The following is a 21,375-nucleotide window of genomic DNA, read 5'->3' as shown; positions in this document are numbered from 1 at the left end:
ATGCGTACGGCGGTCTCCCGTCGACATTTACTTGGACGTCCTAGTAAATTCGAGGGTATGGACGCTGACGCCATCGAGGAGGGCCGCCGTCGCTGGCAGGCCCGTTACGACGCCTCGCGCAAGCGCGAGGCCGACTTCACGACGCTCTCCGGTGACCCGGTGGAGCCCGTGTACGGACCACGGCCGGGTGACTCGTACGAGGGCTTCGAGCGGATCGGCTGGCCGGGAGAGTACCCCTACACCCGCGGTCTGTATCCGACCGGCTACCGAGGGCGGACGTGGACCATCCGGCAGTTCGCCGGATTCGGCAACGCCGAGCAGACCAACGAGCGCTACAAGATGATCCTGGAGGCCGGCGGCGGTGGCCTGAGCGTCGCCTTCGACATGCCGACCCTCATGGGCCGTGACTCCGACGACCCGCGCTCGCTCGGCGAGGTCGGGCACTGCGGGGTGGCGATCGACTCGGCGGCCGACATGGAGGTCCTGTTCAAGGACATCCCACTGGGCGACGTGACGACCTCGATGACGATCAGCGGCCCCGCCGTCCCCGTCTTCTGCATGTACCTGGTCGCCGCCGAGCGCCAGGGCGTGGACCCGGCCGTCCTCAACGGCACGCTCCAGACGGACATCTTCAAGGAGTACATCGCCCAGAAGGAGTGGCTCTTCCAGCCCGAGCCGCATCTGCGCCTCATCGGCGACCTGATGGAGCACTGCGCGAGCGGCATCCCCGCGTACAAGCCGCTGTCCGTCTCCGGGTACCACATCCGGGAGGCGGGCGCGACGGCCGCGCAGGAGCTGGCGTACACGCTGGCGGACGGGTTCGGATACGTGGAGCTGGGGCTCAGCCGCGGTCTCGACGTGGACGTCTTCGCCCCCGGCCTGTCCTTCTTCTTCGACGCGCACGTCGACTTCTTCGAGGAGATAGCCAAGTTCCGTGCCGCGCGCCGCATCTGGGCCCGCTGGATGCGGGACGTGTACGGCGCGAAGAGCGAGAAGGCGCAGTGGCTGCGCTTCCACACGCAGACCGCCGGAGTCTCGCTGACCGCGCAGCAGCCGTACAACAACGTGGTGCGTACGGCGGTGGAGGCGCTGGCGGCGGTCCTCGGCGGCACGAACTCGCTGCACACCAACGCCCTCGACGAGACGCTGGCCCTGCCGAGCGAGCAGGCGGCGGAGATCGCGCTGCGGACGCAGCAGGTCCTCATGGAGGAGACCGGCGTCGCCAACGTGGCCGATCCGCTGGGCGGTTCGTGGTACGTGGAGCAGTTGACGGACCGGATCGAGGCCGACGCCGAGAAGATCTTCGAGCAGATCAGGGAGCGCGGTCTGAGAGCGCACCCCGACGGGCGGCATCCGATCGGGCCGATCACCTCCGGCATCCTGCGCGGGATCGAGGACGGCTGGTTCACGGGCGAGATCGCGGAGTCCGCGTTCCGCTACCAGCAGGCGCTGGAGAAGGGCGACAAGAGGGTGGTGGGCGTCAACGTCGCCACCGGCTCGGTCACCGGCGATCTGGAGATCCTGCGGGTCAGCCACGAGGTGGAGCGGGAGCAGGTACGGGCGCTCGGAGGCCGGCGGGCGGCGCGTGACGACGCGGCCGTGCGTACGGCCCTGGACGCGATGCTGCGCGCGGCACGGGACGGCTCGAACATGATCGAGCCCATGCTGGACGCGGTCCGCGCGGAGGCGACGCTCGGCGAGATCTGCGGGGTGCTGCGGGACGAGTGGGGTGTGTACGCGGAGCCCGCCGGGTTCTGACCACCTCTGTGGGACGGGGCGGCGCGGTCTACGAGGCCCGTGCCGCCCCCGCCAGTCCCAGCACCAGCAGCCGCGTCAGGTCGCGTACCCATGCCTCGTCCGCCGGGCGTGCGCTGACCAGCGTGCGATGCACCACCGCGCCCGCCACCAGGTCGAAGATCAGGTCGGCCGCGCGGGAGGCGGCGCCCGGATCCCGCTCCTGGGGCAGATCGCCGCGCAGCGTGGCCCGTGCCCTGCCCTCCAGCACCAGGCGCTTCTGCCGGTCCACGATCGAGGTGCGGATACGGGCGCGCAGGGCGTCGTCCCGGATCGACTCGGCGACCACCGCCATCAGCCCGCTCTTGGCCTCCGGGCGGTCCAGGATCGCCGCGAACTGGAGGACCACGCCCTCGATGTCGGCGGCCAGGCTGCCCCGGTCGGGCAGCTCCAGTTCGTCGAACAGCTCCGCGACCGCGTCCACCACGAGTTCGTTCTTGCCCGCCCAGCGGCGGTAGAGCGTCGTCTTCGCGACCCCCGCGCGTGTCGCCACGTCCGACAGCGTCAGCTTCGACCAGCCCAGCTCGACCAGCGCCTCCCGGGTCGCCGCGAGGATCGCGGTGTCCGCGGCGGCGCTGCGAGGGCGCCCCGTTCGGGCGGCGGGCCTGCGGCTCTGCATGGCGGTGACCTTATCCGTCGGCGTGGTCGGCCGTATCTGTACGTGGTGTGAAGTGGTGAGGGAGATCACCGGCCGAGGGGGTACGGCGCCCCCTCAGGGGAGTTACGCTACGACCCGTAGCGAAAGCGTGGCGTCAAGACGACACTGACGCACGCCTGAGCGACAGCCACGCGCGCCGGGTGGGGACCCGGCGCAGACCGAGCACCGGCCGGGCACGGCCGTCACAGCGCTTTTCACAGCGGCCTGCGGAAGGGGGAGGATGTACTCATGCAGCCACGGAACATGTCCATGAGCGGAGTCGTCGACCTCGCCGCGGTGAAGGCCGCCCAAGAGGCCAAGGCGAAGGCGGAACAGGCGCGCGCCGAAGCGGCCCGGCAGGGCGGGGGAGGGGCGGTCTCCCCGGCCGATCTCGTCATCGACGTCGATGAGGCGGGGTTCGAGCGTGAGGTTCTCCAGCGCTCCACCGAGGTGCCCGTCGTCATCGACTTCTGGGCCGAGTGGTGTCAGCCCTGTAAGCAACTGAGCCCGGTCCTGGAGCGGCTGGCCACCGAGTACAACGGCCGCTTCGTGCTCGCCAAGATCGACGTCGACGCCAACCAGATGCTGATGCAGCAGTTCGGGGTCCAGGGGATCCCGGCCGTCTTCGCCGTCGTCGCGGGGCAGGCGCTGCCGCTCTTCCAGGGGGTCGCCCCCGAGGAGCAGATCCGCGCGACCCTCGACCAGCTCGTGCAGGTCGCCGAGGAGCGCTTCGGTCTGACCGGCCTGACGGTCGACGCGGACGCGGAGCCGGGCGGCGCCCAGGCGGCCCCCGAGCCCCCTGCGGGCCCCCATGACGTGCTGCTCGAAGCGGCCGTACGGGCCCTGGACGCGGGCGACCTGGGCGGCGCGGTCCAGGCGTACAAGAACGTGCTGAGCGAGGACCCGGGCAACACGGAGGCCAAACTGGGCCTGGCCCAGGCCGAGTTGCTCAAGCGGGTGCAGGGCATGGACCCGCAGCGGGTGCGCAAGGACGCCGCGGACAAGCCCGATGACGTACCGGCGCAGATCCTCGCCGCGGACCTGGACCTGGTCGGCGGTCATGTGGAGGACGCGTTCGGCCGGCTCATCGAGACCGTGCAGCGCACGGCGGGTGAGGACAAGAACGCCGCGCGGCTGAGGCTGTTGGAGCTGTTCGAGGTGGTCGGAGCCGAGGACCCGCGGGTGGCGGCGGCGCGTCGCGCGCTCGCAAGGGCGCTGTTCTGACCGCTCGTTGACCATCCCCCGGGTGAGGGATGCCCGGGTATGAGCATTGCCGACGGAGGCACACCGCGGCCGCGCTTTGCCAAATCTTGGCAATCGCGGCCGCTGTTACTTGCAGTAACTCGGGCCTGTTGACCCGTGTGCTTCTGTCCGTACTTCTTCCGTTACGTCATCTCCCGTTCCGCTACGAAGAGTTGCCGGTCGATGCCGACAAGTCGTTGTTTGGTTATCCGGCCGTTACTAGCGAGTAACGAGCCCCCTTGCGGGGGCGGCGAGAATGCACCACGATCGGCGACGCTCGGTCCATCACCGTCGCCGACCGCCAGTTGGGTCGACGGAACGTCGTGGGTCCCCACCGAGCAGGGGCCGGTGGCAGTGACACCGGGTCCTGGGCAGGGGGGTCTCCGCCATGGCGGAGCCTGTCCGACAGGTTGTGCGTGATGCGTGTCAGGCGCGACCAGTGGTTGTCGCTCGGGGGTGATCGCCGGTGATTCGGGCGCGGTTCGTGCCGTCGAGCGCGGCGCTCTTCTTCCCGAGGACGTAGCACTTCTCCCATCCCTGCCCGGCTGGGCCGCCGACCGGTAGCGAGCCGGGTCAGGAGATGTACGTCCGAGAAGGAGGAAATATGGAGTCCCAGGTGCGTGGCGGGACCAGATGGAAGCGGTTCGCTGTGGTCATGGTGCCCAGCGTGGCCGCCACGGCAGCGATAGGTGTCGCCCTCGCGCAGGGCGCTCTCGCCGCGTCGTTCAGTGTGTCGGGCCAGTCGTTCAAGGTGACGGCTGACCAGCTCGAAGGCCAGGGCTTCTCGCAGTACGGGGCCCTGGACCAGGGGGTCACCCTCGACGGCAAGCAGGCCGCCCACCCGGTCGCGGTCTCGGCGTTCAAGACTGCCACGATCAAGAACATGTGCCAGTCGGTCGTGACGCCGAACATCCCGATACTCGGCTCGGTCAGCCTGGTGCTGAAGGCGGGCGGCGGCAGCACGCCCGTCGAGGCCGACAACCTCTACATCGATGTCGAGGACCTCAACGCGGACGCTGAGTTCCACAACATCAACATCGGTGTGTCCGCCGGATCGCTCGCGGGCGGTCCTGGTCCGGGCATGAAGAAGGGCGAGGTCGACAAGGGGCTGGCCAACCCCAACGCGTTCGCCCAGCAGGCCGAGTCGGCGACGCTGAAGAACGTGAAGCAGACGGCGTGGGCGACCACCGCCGGCACCTTCAAGCTCAGCGGTCTGAAGATGTCGCTGTCCACGGGCACCAAGGAGTGCTACTAGGCACCCCGGGGCGGGTGAGCAGCCCGGTGGCCGACTCGCCCGCCCACCCCTTTCGCACCACCAGTACGTCTCACAGCAACACCGTTCCAGGGAGCTGTTTCCATGAGCGCCGAGTCGCCTGGGCAGAACGAGCACTACCTCCGAGTCATCCGGCGGAAGTTCCGTGACTGGAGGGGCACCCGTCCGTTCTGGGCCGGACTCTTCGTCCTGCTGGGCGGCTTCCCGATCATGTACTTCCCGTATGCGAACCTCCAGCTCGGGCATCTCACGCTCGCCATGTCCACCACCGCGGGGGCAGGGTCGCTCATCATCGGCGTGCTGCTCGTGGTCCTGGGCGTCAGCCTCTGGTTCCAGCGGCATGTACGGACCTTCGCGGGAGTCGCGGCGATTCTCCTCGCGTTGGTGTCCATCCCGGTCTCCAACTTCGGCGGCTTCCTGTTCGGCTTCCTGTTCGCCCTGATCGGCGGCGCGATGGCGGTCGCCTGGGCGCCGGGTGAGGCCAAGGCCGCGCCCGGTGAGCCCGAGGCGATGGCCGGCGCGCCCAAGGTGATGGCCGCGGAGCCGGCCCTCGGCGGGCGGGACAGCGGCGGTCAGGACAGCGGCGGGCAGGGCGAAGCACCCCAGGCCGCCCCCGCGCCCGAGGAAGCCGCGGACGGGGTGAGCGAGCCGAACGATCTGTCAGAAACGAGCCCGGCGAACGGGGCGAACGGGAGGCACAGTGCCGGCTGACGAGGTGGCCCGTGGGACTGATGCGGAGGCGTCCCGCGTGAGAACCGGGCCGCGCCACGCGGCCCCGAGGAAGCCGCTGTTCACCAGATTCCATATGCCCGCGGGCCGGGCGATAGCCCTGGCCGCGATGCCGACGGCGGTCCTCATGGGCCTCGGACTCAACTCCACGCTCGCCGCCGCCGACGACCACCCGGCGGCCCGGAGCCTGACCGCCGACGAGTACCAGGACTGCGTGGAGGCCCTGACCGGTGACAAGGGCACCGAGTCCCCGGACCCGTCCGCCCCCGCGTCCCCGCCCGCCTCGCCCGAGACGTCGGCCTCCGCCGGTACGGCGGACCAGGCCCCCTCGACCTCGGCGGACCAGGCCCCGGCCACTCCTGACACGGCATCGAAGAGGGCGACGGACACGGTCCCCTCGGCGGACGCGGGCGCACGCGCCAAGACCGCGCCCACCCCGGACCCCACCCCGACCCCGACGCCGGACCCGGCCCCCTCCGCCTCGGCGAGCGGCGGCAATCTGCTGGACGACCTCGGCAACGCGCTCAAGGACGCCCTCACGCCCGGCGGCGCCCCGTCGGCGAGCGACTCCCCCGAGCCGACCCCCTCCGCCACCGCGACCGAGGGCGGCACGAAGAGCGCCGCCGAGGACCCCGCCAAGACCGTCACCGGTACGGCCGACGACCCCGCGCAGGACACGACGGGCACGCCGGACCCGCAGCCCGGGACCGACGCCGAGGAGACCCCCGGCCCGACGCCCGACCCCGAGCAGCCGGACCCGTCCACGACCCCGGACCCGTCCACGACCCCGGACCCGTCCACGACCCCGAGCCCGTCCGACAGCGCGAGCCCCTCGGCGGACGAGTGCCCCGTGGCCACGGACGACAAGGGCGGTGTCGAGGACACCGTGGCGCTGCCCGACGACCCCTGGCACCTGGAGGCCAGTTCGCTGCTGCTGAAGGACGCCGACTACCAGGGCGTCGTCCAGGTCCGCACGGCGAACGGGACCGTCAAGAAGGCCCTGAAGTACGTCGTCTCGGGCGGCACCGACATCGGTGACCTGCACCAGATCGTCGACGGTCCCGGTGGCCTGAAGTACCACGTCCAGGCCGGGAAGGGCACGACGTCGACCATCCGCGACGGCGACACCGTGATGTACACGGAGAGCATCTCCGGCAATCTGTTCGGCCTGATCCCGGTCACGTTCAGCCCGGACAGCCCGCCGCCGCTGAACATCCCGCTGATCTACTTCACGAAGGTGAAGATCACCCAGGCCGGTCAGTTCGGCGGGACGCTGCATCTGCCCGGCATGCACCAGTACGTCACCGGCGCCAACTGAGCGACCTTCAAGGCCCGTTCGCGAGCCGCACAGCATCGAGGGCGCCCCCTGTCCGCAGGGGGCGCCCTCGATGTCGGTGCGTCAGTGGTTCTCGCCGCCCAGGTGGTGGACGCGGACCATGTTGGTGGTGCCCGGCACACCGGGCGGGGAACCGGCCGTGATGACCACGATGTCACCGGAGTTGAACCGCTTGAGCTTCACCAGCTCCTGGTCGACCTGGTCGACCATCTCGTCGGTGCTGTTCACGAACGGCACGACATGCGGCTCCACGCCCCAGCTCAACGTGAGCTGGTTACGGGTCGATTCGTCCGTGGTGAACGCGAGGACCGGCTGCGTCGCCCGGTAGCGGGAGAGGCGGCGCGCGGTGTCACCGGACTTGGTGAAGGCCACCAGGCCCTTGCCACCGAGGAAGTCCGCGATCTCACAGGCCGCACGGGCCACCGAACCGCCTTGCGTGCGCGGCTTCTTGCCCGGCACGAGGGGCTGGAGGCCCTTGGAGAGCAGCTCCTCCTCGGCCGCGGCGACGATCTTCGACATCGTCTTGACCGTCTCGACCGGGTACGCGCCCACGGAGGACTCGGCCGAGAGCATGACCGCGTCGGCGCCGTCCAGGATCGCGTTGGCGACATCGGACGCCTCGGCGCGCGTGGGACGGGAGTTGGTGATCATCGACTCCATCATCTGGGTCGCCACGATCACCGGCTTGGCGTTGCGGCGGCACAGTTCGATGAGCCGCTTCTGCACCATCGGCACCTTCTCCAGCGGGTATTCGACGGCCAGGTCACCGCGGGCGACCATCACCCCGTCGAACGCCATCACGACGTCCCGCATGTTCGCCACCGCCTGCGGCTTCTCCACCTTGGCGATGACCGGGACGCGGCGCCCCTCCTCGTCCATGACGCGGTGGACGTCCTTGACGTCGTCGGCGTTCCGGACGAAGGAGAGCGCGACCATGTCGCAGCCCATGCGCAGCGCGAACCGCAGGTCGTCGATGTCCTTCTCGGACAGCGCCGGGACGTTCACCGCGGCGCCGGGCAGGTTGATGCCCTTGTGGTCGGAGATGATGCCGCCCTCGACGACGGTCGTCCTGACCCGGGGGCCGTCGACGTCCAGCACCTTCAACTCGACGTTGCCGTCGTTGATCAGGACCTGGTCGCCCTTGCTGACATCGCCCGGCAGCCCCTTGTACGTCGTCCCGCAGATCGACTTGTCGCCCGGCACGTCCTCGGTGGTGATGACGAACTCGTCACCGCGCACCAGCTCCACCGGGCCCTCGGCGAAGGTCTCCAGCCGGATCTTCGGACCCTGGAGGTCGGCGAGGACACCGACGGCCCGGCCGGTCTCCGTCGACGCGCCACGGACGCGGTCGTACCGTCCTTGGTGCTCTTCGTGCGAGCCGTGGCTGAAGTTGAAGCGGGCGACATTCATGCCGGCTTCGATCAGCGCGACGAGCATTTCGTGGGAGTCGACCGCGGGGCCGAGAGTACAGACGATTTTCGAACGGCGCATGGCGCGATCCTATCGGTTTGTTTCGCTTCGGAATATTCCGTCTGACGGGCCATACAGAGCGATACAAATGGGCGGACGGTCGCTCAGACGTCAGTTCCCTTTCCGGTCAGCTTCCGATCGCCTTGCGGTCAGCTTCCTTTCCGCTTCTGATCCGCTCCGATCAGCGCATAGGTCTGTGTGGCGATCTCCCATTCCTCGTCCGTGGGCACCACCGCGACCGCCACCCGCGCGGACGCGGGCGAGATCAGCCGCGGCTCGTCGTCGCGTACGGCGTTCAGATCGCCGTCCACCGCCAGGCCCAGCCCCTCCAGGCCCGCGATGGCGGCCTGCCGTACCGGCGCCGCGTTCTCGCCCACCCCCGCGGTGAAGACGACCGCGTCCACCCGGCCGAGTACCGCGTAGTAGGCGCCTATGTATTTCCTCAGCCGATGGATGTAGATGTCGAAGGCGAGCCGTGCCTCCTCGTCGCCTTCGTCGATCCTGCGCAGGATCTCCCGCATGTCGTTGTCCCCGCACAGCCCGAACAGACCGCTCGTCTTGTTGAGGAGAGTGTCGACCTCGTCCATGGACATTCCGCCGACACGTTGCAGATGGAAGATGACGGCCGGGTCCAGATCGCCGGAGCGCGTGCCCATCACCAGGCCTTCCAGCGGGGTGAGCCCCATGGAGGTGTCCACGCACCGGCCGCCCCTGACCGCGGAGGCGGACGCCCCGTTGCCCAGGTGCAGCACGATGACGTTGACGTCCTCGGGCCGCTTGCCGAGCAGCGCGGCGGTCGCCCGGGACACATAGGCGTGCGAGGTGCCGTGGAACCCGTACCGCCGCACCCGGTAGCGGTCCGCGATCCGGGCGTCGATGGCGTAGCGCGCCGCGGACTCCGGCATGGTCGTGTGGAACGCCGTGTCGAAGACGGCGACCTGCGGCAGATCGGGGCGCAGCGCCATGGCCGTACGGATGCCGGTGAGGTTGGCCGGGTTGTGCAGCGGTGCGACGGGGACGAGCCGCTCGATCTCGGTGATGACGGCGTCGTCGACGAGGGTCGGCTCGGTGAAGAACATGCCGCCGTGCACGACGCGGTGGCCGATGGCGGCCAGGTCCGGTGAGTCGAGCCCGAGCCCGTCCCGGTCCAGCTCCTCCGCGACGGTCTTGAGAGCGGTCTCGTGGTCGGCGATCGGCCCGTTCTGCTCACGGGTCTCGCCCGTGGCGGGCACCGTGTGCGTGATCCGGGACGTCTGCTCGCCGATGCGCTCGACGAGGCCCACGGCGAGCCGGGCGTGGTCCCGCATGTCCAGGAGCTGGTACTTCAGCGACGAGGAGCCGGAGTTGAGGACGAGGACGCGGAACGGGCTCACTGGGCGGTCGCCTTCCCTTGCGGGGCCTGGGCCTGGATCGCCGTGATGGCGACGGTGTTGACGATGTCCTGGACGAGGGCGCCCCGGGACAGGTCGTTGACGGGCTTGCGCAGACCCTGGAGGACCGGGCCGACGGCGATGGCGCCGGCCGAGCGCTGCACGGCCTTGTAGGTGTTGTTGCCGGTGTTGAGGTCCGGGAAGATCAGTACGGACGCCTGTCCCGCGACCGCGGAGCCGGGCAGCTTGGTCGCCGCGACGGTGGGCTCCACGGCGGCGTCGTACTGGATCGGACCCTCGATCTTCAGATCGTCGCGGCGCCGGCGCACCAGCTCCGTCGCCTCGCGCACCTTGTCGACGTCGGCGCCGAAGCCGGACGTACCGGTGGAGTACGAGAGCATCGCGATCCGCGGCTCGACCCCGAACCGCTCGGCGGTGGTGGCCGACTGGATGGCGATGTCGGCGAGCTGCTCGGCGTTCGGGTCGGGGTTCACGGCGCAGTCGCCGTAGACGAGCACCTTGTCGGCCAGGCACATGAAGAAGACCGAGCTGACGATCTTCGCGTCGGGCCGGGTCTTGATGATCTCGAAGGCGGGCCGGATGGTGGCGGCCGTGGAGTGCACGGACCCCGAGACCATGCCGTCGGCGAGGCCCTCCTGGACCATCAGGGTGCCGAAGTAGTTCACATCGGCGACCACGTCGTACGCCAGCTCCACCGTGACGCCCTTGTGGGCGCGCAGCGCGGCGTACTTCTCGGCGAAGGTGTCGCGCAGTTCGGAGGTGGCCGGGTCGATGAGCTGCGCGTCGCCGATGTCGACGCCGAGGTCCGCGGCCTTCTTGCGGATCCGGTCGACGGGCCCGAGCAGCGTGAGGTCGCAGACGCCGCGGCGCAGCAGCACCTCGGCCGCGTGCAGCACGCGCTCCTCGGTGCCCTCCGGGAGCACGACCCGGCGCCGCGCGGAACGGGCCTGCTCGAGCAGCTTGTGCTCGAACATCATCGGGGTGACCCGGTCGCTGCTCGGCGCGGACACCCGCGTGAGGAGATCGGCGGTGTCGACGTACCGCTCGAAGAGCCCGAGCGCCCGCTCCGCCTTGCGCGGGGTGGCCGCGTTCAGCTTCCCCTCCAGGGCGAAGAGGCGGGCGGCGGTGGGGAAGCTGTTGCCGGGGACGGAGAGCACCGGGGTGCCGGGGGCGAGCCGGGAGGCGAGGGCGAGGATCTCCTCGCCGGGCACCTCGTCCAGGGTGAGCAGCACCCCGGCGATCGGCGGGTTGCCCGCGCTGTGCGCGGCGAGCGAGCCGATGACCAGGTCCGCGCGGTCGCCCGGGGTCACCACCAGACAGCCCGGGGTCAGGGCGGCGAGAAGGGTCGGCAGCATCGCGCCGCCGAAGACGAAGTCGAGCACGTCCCGCGCGAGGCCCGCGTCGTCACCGAGCACGACCCGGGCGTCCAGGGCGTGGGTGATCTGGGCGATCGTGGGGGCCGAGAGAGCGGGCTCGTCGGGCAGGACGTGACAGGGCACCGGGAGCCGGGAGTCGAGCCGCTCGGCGATCTTGTCGCGGTCCTCGGCGGCGACCCGGTTGACGATCATGGCGAGCACGTCGCAGCCCAGGCCCGCGTACGCGCGGTAGGCGTTGCGCGTCTCGGCGCGCACCGACTCGGCGCTCTGGCCGCGTCCGCCCACCACGGGTATGACGGCCGCCCCGAACTCGTTGGCGAGCCGGGCGTTGAGGGCCAGTTCGTCGGGGAGCTGGGTGTCGGCGTAGTCGGTGCCGAGGACGAGGACGACGTCGTAGTCGCGGGCCACCCGGTGGAAGCGGTCGACCAGCGTCGCGACCAGTTCGTCCGTGCCCCGCTCCGCCTGGAGCGAGGACGCCTCCTCGTACCCGAGGCCGTAGACGGTCGCCGGGTCCTGGGAGAGCCGATAGCGGGCGCGCAGCAGTTCGAAGAGACGGTCCGGTCCGTCGTCGTGGACGAGAGGGCGGAAGACCCCCACACGGTCGACCTGGCGCGTCAGGAGCTCCATGACTCCCAGCTCCACGACCTGGCGGCCGTCGCCGCGGTCGATCCCGGTCACGTACACGCTGCGCGTCACGCGTGATCTCCGTTTCGTCGCTCGGGGTGGCAGGCCTCGGGCGGGCCCCCGAGGCACTCCACGAAACCGATTCCGGACGCATGTATGGGGTGATGCGTATATGCGGTGCATATGGGGTTGTGGGTCCCGTAAAAATTCTCCCCATACGGGTGAGTGGGACCCTCTTGACAATACCCTTGGCGCTGGTTAGGGCGCCCGTCAGGGCGGTGTTGTCAGCCCACGCCACCTGCCGCTTGCCGTGAAACAATCGGACTGGGTCACCGAAATCCACAGCGAGCAGGAGAAACAGCACGATGCGCATCGGAGTACTCACCGCAGGCGGCGACTGTCCGGGCCTGAACGCAGTGATCCGGTCAGTGGTGCACCGTGCGGTCACGCATTACCGCGACGAGGTGATCGGCTTCGAGGACGGCTACCGAGGACTGCTCGACGGCCACTACCGAAGCCTTGACCTCGACGCGGTCAGCGGCATCCTGGCCCGCGGCGGCACCATCCTCGGCTCCTCACGCCTGGAGCGCGACCGTCTCCGCGAGGCCTGTGAGAACGCCTCGGACATGATCCGCGACTTCGGTATCGACGCGCTGATCCCGATCGGCGGCGAGGGCACGCTCACGGCGGCGCGGATGCTGTCGGACGCGGGCCTGCCCGTGGTCGGCGTCCCCAAGACGATCGACAACGACATCTCGTCCACGGACCGCACCTTCGGCTTCGACACCGCGGTGACCGTGGCCACCGAGGCCATGGACCGGCTGAAGACCACCGCGGAGTCCCACCAGCGCGTGATGGTCGTCGAGGTCATGGGGCGGCACGCGGGCTGGATCGCCCTGGAGTCCGGCATGGCCGCCGGTGCCCATGGCATCTGTCTGCCCGAGCGCCCCTTCGACCCCACCGATCTCGTCAAGATGGTCGAGGAACGCTTCGCCCGCGGCAAGAAGTTCGCGGTGGTCTGCGTCGCCGAGGGCGCGCACCCCGCCGACGGCACGATGGACTACGGCAAGGGCGAGATCGACCAGTACGGCCATGAGCGCTTCCAGGGCATCGGCACCGCGCTGGCCTACGAGCTGGAGAGACGGCTCGGCAAGGAGGCCCGGCCGGTCATCCTCGGCCACATCCAGCGCGGCGGCACACCGACCGCGTACGACAGGGTGCTGGCGACGCGCTTCGGCTGGCACGCGATCGAGGCGGCGCACCGCGGCGAGTTCGGCAAGATGACCGCGCTGCGCGGCACGGACGTGCAGATGGTGCCGCTGGCGGAGGCGGTGACCGTGCTGAAGACGGTCCCCAAGGACCGGATGGACGAGACGGAGTCCGTCTTCTAGGGCTTCTGGAGCTGCTGGGGCTTCCGGGGCTTGTGGGGTCCGTTCTCATCCCTTCATCGCCCCGCCCAGCGCGAACCCCCCGCCCAGTCGTCGTGCGATGAGGACGTACAGCAGGATCACCGGGGTCGAGTAGATGACCGAGAACGCGGCCAGTTGGCCGTAGGCGACCATGCCGCGGTTGCCGAAGAACTCGTTGATGCTCACCGACGCGGGCATCTGGTCCGGGGTGAGCAGCAGCATGAAGGGGACGAAGAAGTTCCCCCACATCATCACGAACGAGAAGACGGTCACCACCGCCGCGCCCGGTGCCATCAGCGGCAGCACGATCCGTACCAGCGACTGCGCCGAGTTCGCGCCGTCCGTCCACGCCGCCTCCTCCAGCTCCTTCGGCACGCTGTCCATGAAGTTCTTCATCAGCCAGATGGCGAAGGGGAGTTGGGAGGCCGCGAAGAAGAGGACGGTCCCCTGCAAGGTGTCGATCAGGTTCACCCGGACGTACAGGGCGTACACCGGCACCATGATCGCGGTGATCGGCAGGCTCGTCGCGAACAGGATGGTCAGCAGGAACGGCCGGTTCAGCCGGGAGGGGAAGCGGGAGAGCGGGTAGGCGGCCAGCGCCGCGCACACCACCGTCAGCAGGGTTCCCCCGCCGCACAGGAGCAGGCTGTTGAGCAGGGGGGTGAAGGTGATGTCCGGCTTCAGCACGGCGGTGAAGTGGGCGAGGGTGAGCCCGTCGGGGGCCTTCACCCGCAGATCCGCGTGCGGATCCACCGAGGACAGGATCACCCAGGCCAGCGGCAGCACGAACGTCGCCGCCACCACGAGGAGTCCGGCGTCGGCCGCCAGTCGGCGGCCGGTGCGGCGGGACGCGAGCGGGGAGGCCATCTCACACCTCCGTACGCAGCAGCCGCAGATACACGAGCGCGAACAGCGAACCGACGAGCAGAAGCAGCAGTGCCACCGCCGTGCCGTAGCCGATCATGCTGTTCTGGAAGGCCTGTTCGTACATGAACAGGGGCAGCGTCTGGCTCTTGTTGCCCGGACCGCCGCGGGTCATCACCCAGATCAGCCCGAAGACCGAGAGCGTCTGCAAGGTGTTGAGCATCAGGTTCGTGCCGATCGAGCGGCGGATCATCGGCAGCGTGATGTGCCACAACCGACGCGGACCTGACGCGCCGTCAACCTCCGCCGCTTCCGTGATCTCCTTCGGGATGTCGTCGAGCGCCGCCGAGTACACCAGCATCGAGAACGCCGTGCCGCGCCAGACGTTCGCGAACGAGACCGCCAGGATCGGCAGGGTGAACAGCCAGTTCTGGCGCGGGAGATGGAGCCAGTCCAGGACCGCGTTCAAGGTGCCCTCCCGGCGGAAGAACGCGTAGAGCAGGAACCCCGCGACCACTTCGGGCAGTACCCACGCCGTGATCACGATGCCGCCCGTCAGCGTCCGCACCGGCTTCGAGGCCCGCCGCATGAGCGAGGCCAGCGCCAGGCCCAGCGTGTTCTGGCCCACCAGCGAGGACAGGACCGTGAACACCAGCGTCAGCCATACGGCGTTGAGGAACGCCTCGTCCCGGAACGCGGTACGGAAGTTCGCGAGGCCGACGAAGGAGGAGTGGGCCTGCCCGGTCAACTGCAGATCCGTGAAGGCGATGTACGCGCAGTACGCGATCGGGCCCGCCAGGAACAGGAACAGCAGGACCACGGCCGGGGCGACCGGCAGCGCACGCGTCAACGAGCGGCGGCGGACGCCCCGTCGGACCGGGGCGGTGGTGTCCGTCGCGGCGCTCATGGGCCGGTCACCTGGTTGCCGGTGGCCGCCTTGAGGGCCTCGTCGTAGTCGCGCGCCGCCTTCTCCACCGACGCGTCACCCGTCGTCACCCCCTCCATGGCCTCCTGGACGGCCGTGGAGACCTTGGGATAGGCGGGGTACGCCGGGCGGTAGTGCGTCGTGCTCACCAGGTCCGTGAAGAACTTGATCCCGGGCTGTGCGCTCGCGTACGACGGGTCCGCGGCCACGTCCTCGCGGACCGCGATACCGGAGCTGGCGATGTACCACTTACGGGCGTTCGCCTCCGTCTGCATCTGCTCGATGAACCTGAACGCCAGGTCGGGGTTGCCCGCCTTCGCGGGGATCGACCAGGTCCAGCCGCCGGACACGCTCACCTTGCCGGGGGCCTGGCCGTGCTGGGTGGGCATGGCGGCGAGCCCCAACTTCTTCGACCAGTCGGGCCATTCGTGCCCGCTGCCCGGCAACCAGTCCTGCGGCAGCCACGATCCGTCCAGCGCGATGCCCAACTTGCCCTTGGGGAGCAGCTCACCGCGGACGATCGTCTGGATGTTGGGGTCGAGGGCCTGGGAGACGTCCGGGCCCAACTTCTCCTGGTAGACGGTGCGGACGAACGCGAGCGCGTCCTTGAAGCCCTGGCCCGCGGTGCGCCACTTCTTGCTCGTCCTGTCGTAGAGCGGGTCGGACGTGCCGTCGCCCGTGCCGTACAGGAGCATCTCGAAGCCCTGCATGGTGGCGGCCTCACCGGCGGGCTTGCCGGTGTAGACGTTCAGGGGCGTGACATCGGGGACCTTCCGCTTGATCGCGCGCGCCGCGGCCAGCACGTCGTCCCATGTCTTCGGCTGCCAGTCCACGGGCAGCCCGGCCTTCTCGAAGATGCCCTTGTCGAACCAGAGGCCGCGGGTGTCGGTGCCGTCCGGGACGCCGTACGTCTTCCCGTCCTCGGCCCGCGCCGCCGTCTTCGCGGTGTCGATGAACCGGCCCCAGTCCTTCCACTTGGCCAGATAGGGGTCGAGGGGCCTCAAGTAGCCGCTGGTGATGTCCGAGTTGATGAGGAAGGTGTCCTCGTAGACCAGGTCCGGGGCGGTCTTCGGGGACCGCAGCATCTGCTGGACCTTGGTGTAGTACTCGGAGTCCGGCGCCTTGATGGGGATCAGCCGGACCTTCTTGCCGGGGTTCGCCTTCTCGAACTGCTTCTTCACCGCGGCGAGATAGTCGTCCGTGACATGGATCGAGTTGTCCGTGGACTGCTTGAAGGACACCTTCACGGTGTTCGCGTCGCTGCCGGAACCGGAGCCGCAGGCACTGAGAGCGGTGGCGGCGACCGCGAGCGCGACGAGCGCGGTGAGCGGGGGAGCGGAGCGGAAGCGGGAGCGAGAGTTGGCGGCGGTAGAGCGGGAGTTGGCGGCGGTGGAGCGGGAGCGGGCGTCGGTGGGGCGCACGGGCACGACCTCCTACGAGCTCACGTCGTTGTGGCCGGGATGGCTGCTCGGTGAACGTAAGAGGGGTGCTCTGGTCAGGTCAATGTGTGTGCGGCGGCTCGTGGGGGCACGGAGGTCGCGCCGTACGGCGGCTGGGGCCCACGCGGATCAACAGCTCCTGATCCAGCGGTACATCAGCTCCGGCCGCCCCACCTGCCCGTACAACGGACTCCGTCCGGCCCGCCCCGTCTCCACCAGGTGTTCCAGATACCGCCGGGCCGTGATCCGGGAGATGCCCACGCTCTCGCCGACCCCCGAGGCGGTGAGCCCCTCCTCGGCACCCCGCAGCGCCTCCGTCACCCGCTTCAGCGTCGGCGCGCTCAGTCCCTTCGGAAGCGCCGAGGGACCCGGTGCCCGCAGGGTCGCCAGCGCGCGGTCCACCTCGTCCTGACCGCTCGCCTCGCCCGCCGTCCCCCGGAACGCCGCGTACCGCACCAGCCGGTCCCGCAGCGTCGAGAACGTGAACGGCTTCAGCACGTACTGCACGACCCCCAGCGAGACGCCCTCACGCACCATCGCCAGATCCCGCGCGGAGGTCACCGCGATGACGTCCGCGTGATACCCGGCCGCCCGCAGCGTCCGCGCGAGATGCAGACCGTGCACATCCGGCAGATGCAGATCGAGCAGCAGCAGGTCCACCTGGATCCGGTCCAGCATGCGCCGCGCCTCCGCGCCCGTGTGCGCCTTGCCGACCGCGACGAAGCCCGGCACCCGGCCGACGTACAGCACATGGGCGTCGGCGGCGACCGGGTCGTCCTCCACGACGAGGACGCGGATGGGCTCGGTCATACGTCACCTCCGTGCGGGGCAGCCCCGGTCACCGGCTCCGCCGCCGGGACCGCCCCCACCGTAGGCAACGGCAGCCGCGCCTCGAACGCGGCCCCGCCTTCGGCCGCCTCCGCCACCGTGAGGGAGCCCTCGTGCCGCAGGACGGTCTGGCGGACCAGGGCGAGGCCGAGGCCCCGGCCGCCGGTACCGCTCGCCGCCTTCGTCGACCAGCCGCGCTCGAACACCGCCTCGGCGTGCGCGGGGTCCACCCCGGTCCCCGTGTCCGCGACGCGCAGCACCAGCTCGGGCCCCGCCGAGTACGCCGTCACCGTGACCCGGGCGCCCACCGAACCCTGCGCCGCGTCCACCGCGTTGTCGATCAGGTTGCCGAGGATCGTGACCAGGTCCCGGGCGGGCAGCGCCTGAGGCAGCAGCCCGTCGTCGATCCGGCTGTCCGGTGACACCACCAGCTCCACGCCCCGCTCGTTCGCCTGCGCCGCCTTGCCCAGCAGCAGGGCCGCGAGGACCGGCTCGTCGACGGCCGCGACCACCTGGTCCGTGAGGGCCTGCGCCAGCTCCAGCTCGGCGGTGGCGAACTCGATCGCCTCCTCCGTACGCCCCAGCTCGATCAGCGAGACGACCGTATGGAGACGGTTCGCCGCCTCGTGCGCCTGCGAGCGCAGCGCCTGGGTGAAGCCCCGCTCCGAGTCCAGCTCGCCGATCAGCGACTGGAGCCGGGTCACATCGCGCAGGGTGACCACCGTGCCGCGCTGCTCGCCGCCGGAGACCGGGGACGTGCTGACCATCAGGACGCGTGTCGCCGTCAGATGCACCTCGTCGGCCCGTGGCGCGGAGGACAGCAGCGCGCTCGTCAGGGGCACCGGCAGGCCGAGGTCCGCCACCGAGCGGCCCACTACCTCACCGCTCACCCCGAGCAGCTCCCGGCCGCCGTCGTTGATCAGGGCCACCTGGAACCGGCCGTCCAGCATCAGCAGCCCCTCGTGCACGGCGTGCAGCGCGGCCTGGTGGTAGTCGTGCATACGGCTCAGCTCGGTCGCGTTCATGCCGTGCGTGGAGCGGCGCAGCCGCGCGTTGATCACGTACGTGCCGATGCCGCCCAGCAGCAGGGCGCCGCCCGCGACCACGACCAGGGTCGTCACCTGCTCCTGGAGCTGGGCCGACACCGCCTCCACCGTGATGCCCGCGCTCACCAGGCCGACGATCCGGCCGTGGTCCCGGATGGGCGCGACCGCCCGGACGGACGGGCCCAGCGTCCCGGTGTACGTCTCGGTGAAGGCCTCGCCCTTCAGCGCGTCGGCGGTGTGACCGAGGAAGCGCTCACCGATCAGCGAGGCGTTGGGATGGGTCCAGCGGATGCCCTGCGGATCCATGATCGTGACGAAGTCCACGCCCGTGTTCCGCTGCACCTGGAGCGCGTACGGCTGGAGCGTGCGCGACGGGTCGGGGGTGCGGATCGCCGCCCGTACGGAAGGGGAGTCGGCGAGCGAGCGGGCCACCGCCATCGCCTGGCGGCCGGCCGCGGTGCGGGCCTGGTTGTGGTCGTTGACGAAGGTGAAGAGCGCGTATCCGGCCACGAGCACCGCGATCAGTACGGCCTGCATCGCGAAGAGCTGGCCGGCCAGGCTGCGGGGTCTTCGGGGGTGGGGCACACGCATGAGTCAAGTCTGCCTCGCCGTTCTGGCTGGTTATGTCGGTGTGAACTAAATGAACAGAAGCGTGACCGCCTTCACAGGGCGGGAGATAGTCGCCCCATCCCCCCAGGAGCGCTCCGCTTCCCGGCCCGCCGGGAAGGCGCTTCTGGTCTGCCGGGTACGCGCCTTCTGGTCAGCAGGAAGCACGTCTTCCGGTCTTCCGGGAGCACGCCTCCCGGTCCCCCCGGGAGCCATGTCTCCCGGTTTCCCCCGGGCGTGAGCCGCACGCCTGACGATCCGACGACGACGTCGAGGAGGGCAGTCGTGTCCAGCACACCCCAGGCGGCACCTGCCGCGCCCGCAGCCAAGCGGGACCGCACCCACTATCTCTACATCGCGGTGATCGCCGCCGTGGTGCTCGGAATCGCCGTGGGCCTTCTCACGCCGGACTTCGCCAAGGAGCTGAAGCCGGTCGGCACGGGATTCGTGAACCTGATCAAGATGATGATCTCGCCGATCATCTTCTGCACGATCGTGCTGGGCGTCGGTTCCGTGCGCAAGGCCGCGCAGGTCGGCAAGGTGGGCGGGCTCGCCCTCGGCTACTTCATCACCATGTCGTTCGTCGCGCTGGCCATCGGCCTGGTCGTCGGCAACCTCGTGCACCCCGGCAGCAACATGCACCTCACCGAAGCGGTGAAGGGCGCGGGCCAGGCCCAGGCCCAGGCGGGGTCGGAGGGCCCGGTCGACTTCATCCTCGGCATCATCCCGACCACGCTCGTGTCGTCCTTCACCGAGGGCCAGGTCCTCCAGACCCTGCTGGTCGCCCTGCTCGTCGGGTTCGCGCTCCAGGCCATGGGCCGCAAGGGCGAGCCGATCCTGCGCGGGGTGGAGCACATCCAGCGGCTGGTCTTCCGCGTCCTCGCCATGATCATGTGGGTCGCCCCGATCGGTGCCTTCGGCGCCATGGCCGCCGTCGTCGGTGAGACGGGCCTCGACGCCCTGAAGGCGCTCGCCGCGATCATGTTCGGCTTCTACGTCACGTGTCTGCTGTTCGTGATCGTGGTGCTCGGCGCCCTGGTCCGGCTGGTCACCGGCGTCAACATCTTCCACCTGCTGAAGTACCTGGGCCGCGAGTTCCTGCTGATCCTGTCGACGTCGTCGTCCGAGTCCGCGCTGCCCCGGCTGATCGCGAAGATGGAGCACCTCGGCGTGAGCCGTCCGGTCGTCGGTATCACCGTGCCGACCGGCTACTCCTTCAACCTCGACGGCACGATGATCTACCTGACCATGGCGTCGCTGTTCATCGCCGACGCCATGGACCAGCCGCTCTCCATCGGCCAGCAGATCACGCTGCTGATCTTCATGATGATCGCCTCCAAGGGCGCGGCCGGTGTCACGGGCGCGGGTCTCGCGACCCTCGCCGGTGCCCTCCAGTCCCACAAGCCCGCGCTGGTCGACGGCGTCGGCCTGATCGTCGGCATCGACCGCTTCATGAGCGAGGCCCGCGCCCTCACCAACTTCGCGGGCAACGCCGTCGCCACGCTGCTGATCGGCACCTGGACCGGCGGGGTCGACAAGGACCGCGTGCGCCGGGTGCTCGCCGGTGAACTGCCCTTCGACGAGAAGACCCTGCTGGACGACTCCGAGGACGACCACGACGCGGCGTCCGAGAAGGAGCTGGCCAAGGCCTGAGCCTTCCCGCCGATTTCGACCCCTCCGGCAGCAACGCCTGCTTCCGGAGGGGTCTTTCAGTTACCGGCCGCCGACGTCAGCTTCGCCACCAGTCCGGTGGCCCGTGAGGCGGGTACCCCCGCCGTGGTCAGCAGCGTGACCGCGGCGGAGGGGCCCGCCTCACGCGCGCTCAACAGGCCCTCGTTCACCGCCTCCATCAGCGCGAACAGCATCTGCTCGTGTACATACGCCAGCGCGGGCGGCGGCAGCGGCGACGCGAACACGCCCTGCTCCAGACCGCGGGTCAGCACGTCGGCACACGCCGCGCGGACCGGCGCCAGCCGCTCGCTGATGCCCTGTACGGTGACGCTGCGCTGGGCGAGGGCGACCAGGATCCGGTAGCGGTCGGCGACCTCCCACACCCCGAGCGTCGAGCGGGCGACCGCCTCCGCCGGGTCCGCGATCCCCTCGCGGCCCGCCGCGTGCGCCGCCGCGACGGCCTCCACCGCGCCGTCGACAAGCGTGCTGATCAGCGCCTCACGGCTCGGGAAGTGCCCGTACACCGTGCGGCGTACGACGCCCGCGGCCCGTGCGATCTGGTCCATGGACGCGTCCGGGTCGCGCAGCAGCTCGGCGAGCGCGACCTCCAGGATGCGGCGGTGGTTGGCACCGGCCCGGCTGGCGTTACCCGTGGTCATGGCTGCCATTGTGCACGCCCTTTCGCTGCGTCCCCATGCCTCCCCAAGACCTCCAC

The 21,375-nt window shown here is 70.0% G+C and carries 17 protein-coding genes; 7 read left to right on the top strand and 10 right to left on the bottom strand.

Annotated elements, in window-relative coordinates; all coding sequences use genetic code 11:
- The first annotated feature begins 57 nt into the window (after positions 1 to 57).
- The gene (locus tag ACZ60T_RS07200) at positions 58 to 1,758 is read left to right on the top strand and encodes an acyl-CoA mutase large subunit family protein (RefSeq protein ID WP_365622499.1); all 1,701 of its coding nucleotides are present in this window, start codon (positions 58 to 60) and stop codon (positions 1,756 to 1,758) included.
- 28 nt (positions 1,759 to 1,786) lie between these two features.
- Here ACZ60T_RS07200 and ACZ60T_RS07195 read toward each other — a convergent pair whose 3' ends face one another.
- Entirely contained in the window at positions 1,787 to 2,413 is a 627-nt protein-coding gene (locus ACZ60T_RS07195) for a TetR/AcrR family transcriptional regulator (protein ID WP_469665098.1), read from the bottom strand.
- A 267-nt stretch (positions 2,414 to 2,680) separates the two neighbouring features.
- Here ACZ60T_RS07195 and ACZ60T_RS07190 point away from each other — a divergent pair, with 267 nt between their 5' ends.
- The 4 genes from ACZ60T_RS07190 (at position 2,681) to ACZ60T_RS07175 (ending at position 6,993) form a co-directional block, all read left to right on the top strand.
- Entirely contained in the window at positions 2,681 to 3,655 is a 975-nt protein-coding gene (locus ACZ60T_RS07190; RefSeq protein ID WP_365622503.1) for a tetratricopeptide repeat protein, read from the top strand.
- 622 nt (positions 3,656 to 4,277) lie between these two features.
- Positions 4,278 to 4,928 (top strand): DUF6230 family protein, encoded by a 651-nt coding sequence (locus ACZ60T_RS07185; protein ID WP_365622505.1) that lies wholly within the window; start codon positions 4,278 to 4,280, stop codon positions 4,926 to 4,928.
- A gap of 102 nt (positions 4,929 to 5,030) precedes the next feature.
- On the top strand, positions 5,031 to 5,657 hold the full coding sequence (locus ACZ60T_RS07180; protein ID WP_469665095.1) for a DUF6114 domain-containing protein: 627 nt from the start codon (positions 5,031 to 5,033) through the stop codon (positions 5,655 to 5,657).
- Positions 5,658 to 5,694: 37 nt separating this feature from the next.
- The gene (locus ACZ60T_RS07175) at positions 5,695 to 6,993 is read left to right on the top strand and encodes a hypothetical protein (RefSeq protein WP_469665093.1); all 1,299 of its coding nucleotides are present in this window, start codon (positions 5,695 to 5,697) and stop codon (positions 6,991 to 6,993) included.
- A gap of 81 nt (positions 6,994 to 7,074) precedes the next feature.
- Here the strand turns inward: ACZ60T_RS07175 and pyk are convergent, their stop codons facing one another.
- From pyk to pta, 3 genes are all read right to left on the bottom strand, one after another.
- Positions 7,075 to 8,502 (bottom strand): pyruvate kinase, encoded by a 1,428-nt coding sequence (gene pyk / locus ACZ60T_RS07170; protein WP_469665091.1) that lies wholly within the window; start codon positions 8,500 to 8,502, stop codon positions 7,075 to 7,077.
- 128 nt (positions 8,503 to 8,630) lie between these two features.
- The gene (locus ACZ60T_RS07165; protein ID WP_469665089.1) at positions 8,631 to 9,854 is read right to left on the bottom strand and encodes an acetate kinase; all 1,224 of its coding nucleotides are present in this window, start codon (positions 9,852 to 9,854) and stop codon (positions 8,631 to 8,633) included.
- Positions 9,851 to 11,944: a phosphate acetyltransferase gene (gene pta / locus ACZ60T_RS07160; protein WP_365622515.1), complete on the bottom strand. Its 2,094-nt coding sequence runs from the start codon at positions 11,942 to 11,944 to the stop codon at positions 9,851 to 9,853. The genes ACZ60T_RS07165 and pta overlap by 4 nt, the downstream gene beginning before the upstream one ends.
- 293 nt (positions 11,945 to 12,237) lie before the next feature.
- Here pta and ACZ60T_RS07155 point away from each other — a divergent pair, with 293 nt between their 5' ends.
- On the top strand, positions 12,238 to 13,263 hold the full coding sequence (locus tag ACZ60T_RS07155; RefSeq protein WP_365622517.1) for an ATP-dependent 6-phosphofructokinase: 1,026 nt from the start codon (positions 12,238 to 12,240) through the stop codon (positions 13,261 to 13,263).
- Between the two features lie 45 nt (positions 13,264 to 13,308).
- On the opposite strand, the gene ACZ60T_RS07150 is transcribed toward ACZ60T_RS07155, so the two are convergent.
- The 5 genes from ACZ60T_RS07150 to ACZ60T_RS07130 form a co-directional block, all read right to left on the bottom strand.
- Positions 13,309 to 14,148 (bottom strand): carbohydrate ABC transporter permease, encoded by an 840-nt coding sequence (locus ACZ60T_RS07150; RefSeq protein ID WP_469665087.1) that lies wholly within the window; start codon positions 14,146 to 14,148, stop codon positions 13,309 to 13,311.
- A 1-nt stretch (position 14,149) separates the two neighbouring features.
- On the bottom strand, positions 14,150 to 15,052 hold the full coding sequence (locus tag ACZ60T_RS07145) for a carbohydrate ABC transporter permease (protein WP_469665085.1): 903 nt from the start codon (positions 15,050 to 15,052) through the stop codon (positions 14,150 to 14,152).
- Positions 15,049 to 16,497, bottom strand: coding sequence for an extracellular solute-binding protein (locus tag ACZ60T_RS07140; protein ID WP_469665083.1), 1,449 nt, complete (start codon positions 16,495 to 16,497; stop codon positions 15,049 to 15,051). The genes ACZ60T_RS07145 and ACZ60T_RS07140 overlap by 4 nt, the downstream gene beginning before the upstream one ends.
- Positions 16,498 to 16,638: 141 nt before the next feature.
- Complete coding sequence (locus ACZ60T_RS07135; RefSeq protein WP_252422475.1) at positions 16,639 to 17,319, bottom strand: response regulator; 681 nt, start codon at positions 17,317 to 17,319, stop codon at positions 16,639 to 16,641.
- Positions 17,316 to 18,974, bottom strand: a complete 1,659-nt coding sequence (locus ACZ60T_RS07130; RefSeq protein ID WP_469665080.1) for an ATP-binding protein — start codon at positions 18,972 to 18,974, stop codon at positions 17,316 to 17,318. The genes ACZ60T_RS07135 and ACZ60T_RS07130 overlap by 4 nt, the downstream gene beginning before the upstream one ends.
- Positions 18,975 to 19,274: 300 nt before the next feature.
- Between ACZ60T_RS07130 and ACZ60T_RS07125 the strand changes: the two genes are divergently transcribed.
- Positions 19,275 to 20,642, top strand: a complete 1,368-nt coding sequence (locus ACZ60T_RS07125) for a cation:dicarboxylate symporter family transporter (protein WP_469665078.1) — start codon at positions 19,275 to 19,277, stop codon at positions 20,640 to 20,642.
- Between the two features lie 56 nt (positions 20,643 to 20,698).
- Here the strand turns inward: ACZ60T_RS07125 and ACZ60T_RS07120 are convergent, their stop codons facing one another.
- Positions 20,699 to 21,328, bottom strand: a complete 630-nt coding sequence (locus ACZ60T_RS07120) for a TetR/AcrR family transcriptional regulator (protein ID WP_365622530.1) — start codon at positions 21,326 to 21,328, stop codon at positions 20,699 to 20,701.
- Between the last annotated feature and the right edge of the window lie 47 nt (positions 21,329 to 21,375).

The sequence above is a fragment of the Streptomyces sp. NPDC104371 genome, assembly GCF_055583785.1.
Note: the sequence above shows the minus strand (reverse complement) of the source record. Positions and strands in the feature narration are given on the sequence as shown.

Bases quoted from the DNA above. Each gene is read 5' to 3' on its own strand.
- ACZ60T_RS07145 (WP_469665085.1), bottom strand. From the start codon at position 15,052: ATGAGCGCCGCGACGGACACCACCGCCCCGGTCCGACGGGGCGTCCGC.
- ACZ60T_RS07135 (WP_252422475.1), bottom strand. From the start codon at position 17,319: ATGACCGAGCCCATCCGCGTCCTCGTCGTGGAGGACGACCCGGTCGCC.
- ACZ60T_RS07130 (WP_469665080.1), bottom strand. From the start codon at position 18,974: ATGCGTGTGCCCCACCCCCGAAGACCCCGCAGCCTGGCCGGCCAGCTC.
- ACZ60T_RS07200 (WP_365622499.1), top strand. From the start codon at position 58: ATGGACGCTGACGCCATCGAGGAGGGCCGCCGTCGCTGGCAGGCCCGT.
- ACZ60T_RS07195 (WP_469665098.1), bottom strand. From the start codon at position 2,413: ATGCAGAGCCGCAGGCCCGCCGCCCGAACGGGGCGCCCTCGCAGCGCC.
- ACZ60T_RS07150 (WP_469665087.1), bottom strand. From the start codon at position 14,148: ATGGCCTCCCCGCTCGCGTCCCGCCGCACCGGCCGCCGACTGGCGGCC.
- pyk (WP_469665091.1), bottom strand. From the start codon at position 8,502: ATGCGCCGTTCGAAAATCGTCTGTACTCTCGGCCCCGCGGTCGACTCC.
- ACZ60T_RS07180 (WP_469665095.1), top strand. From the start codon at position 5,031: ATGAGCGCCGAGTCGCCTGGGCAGAACGAGCACTACCTCCGAGTCATC.
- ACZ60T_RS07190 (WP_365622503.1), top strand. From the start codon at position 2,681: ATGCAGCCACGGAACATGTCCATGAGCGGAGTCGTCGACCTCGCCGCG.
- ACZ60T_RS07185 (WP_365622505.1), top strand. From the start codon at position 4,278: ATGGAGTCCCAGGTGCGTGGCGGGACCAGATGGAAGCGGTTCGCTGTG.
- ACZ60T_RS07155 (WP_365622517.1), top strand. From the start codon at position 12,238: ATGCGCATCGGAGTACTCACCGCAGGCGGCGACTGTCCGGGCCTGAAC.
- ACZ60T_RS07120 (WP_365622530.1), bottom strand. From the start codon at position 21,328: ATGGCAGCCATGACCACGGGTAACGCCAGCCGGGCCGGTGCCAACCAC.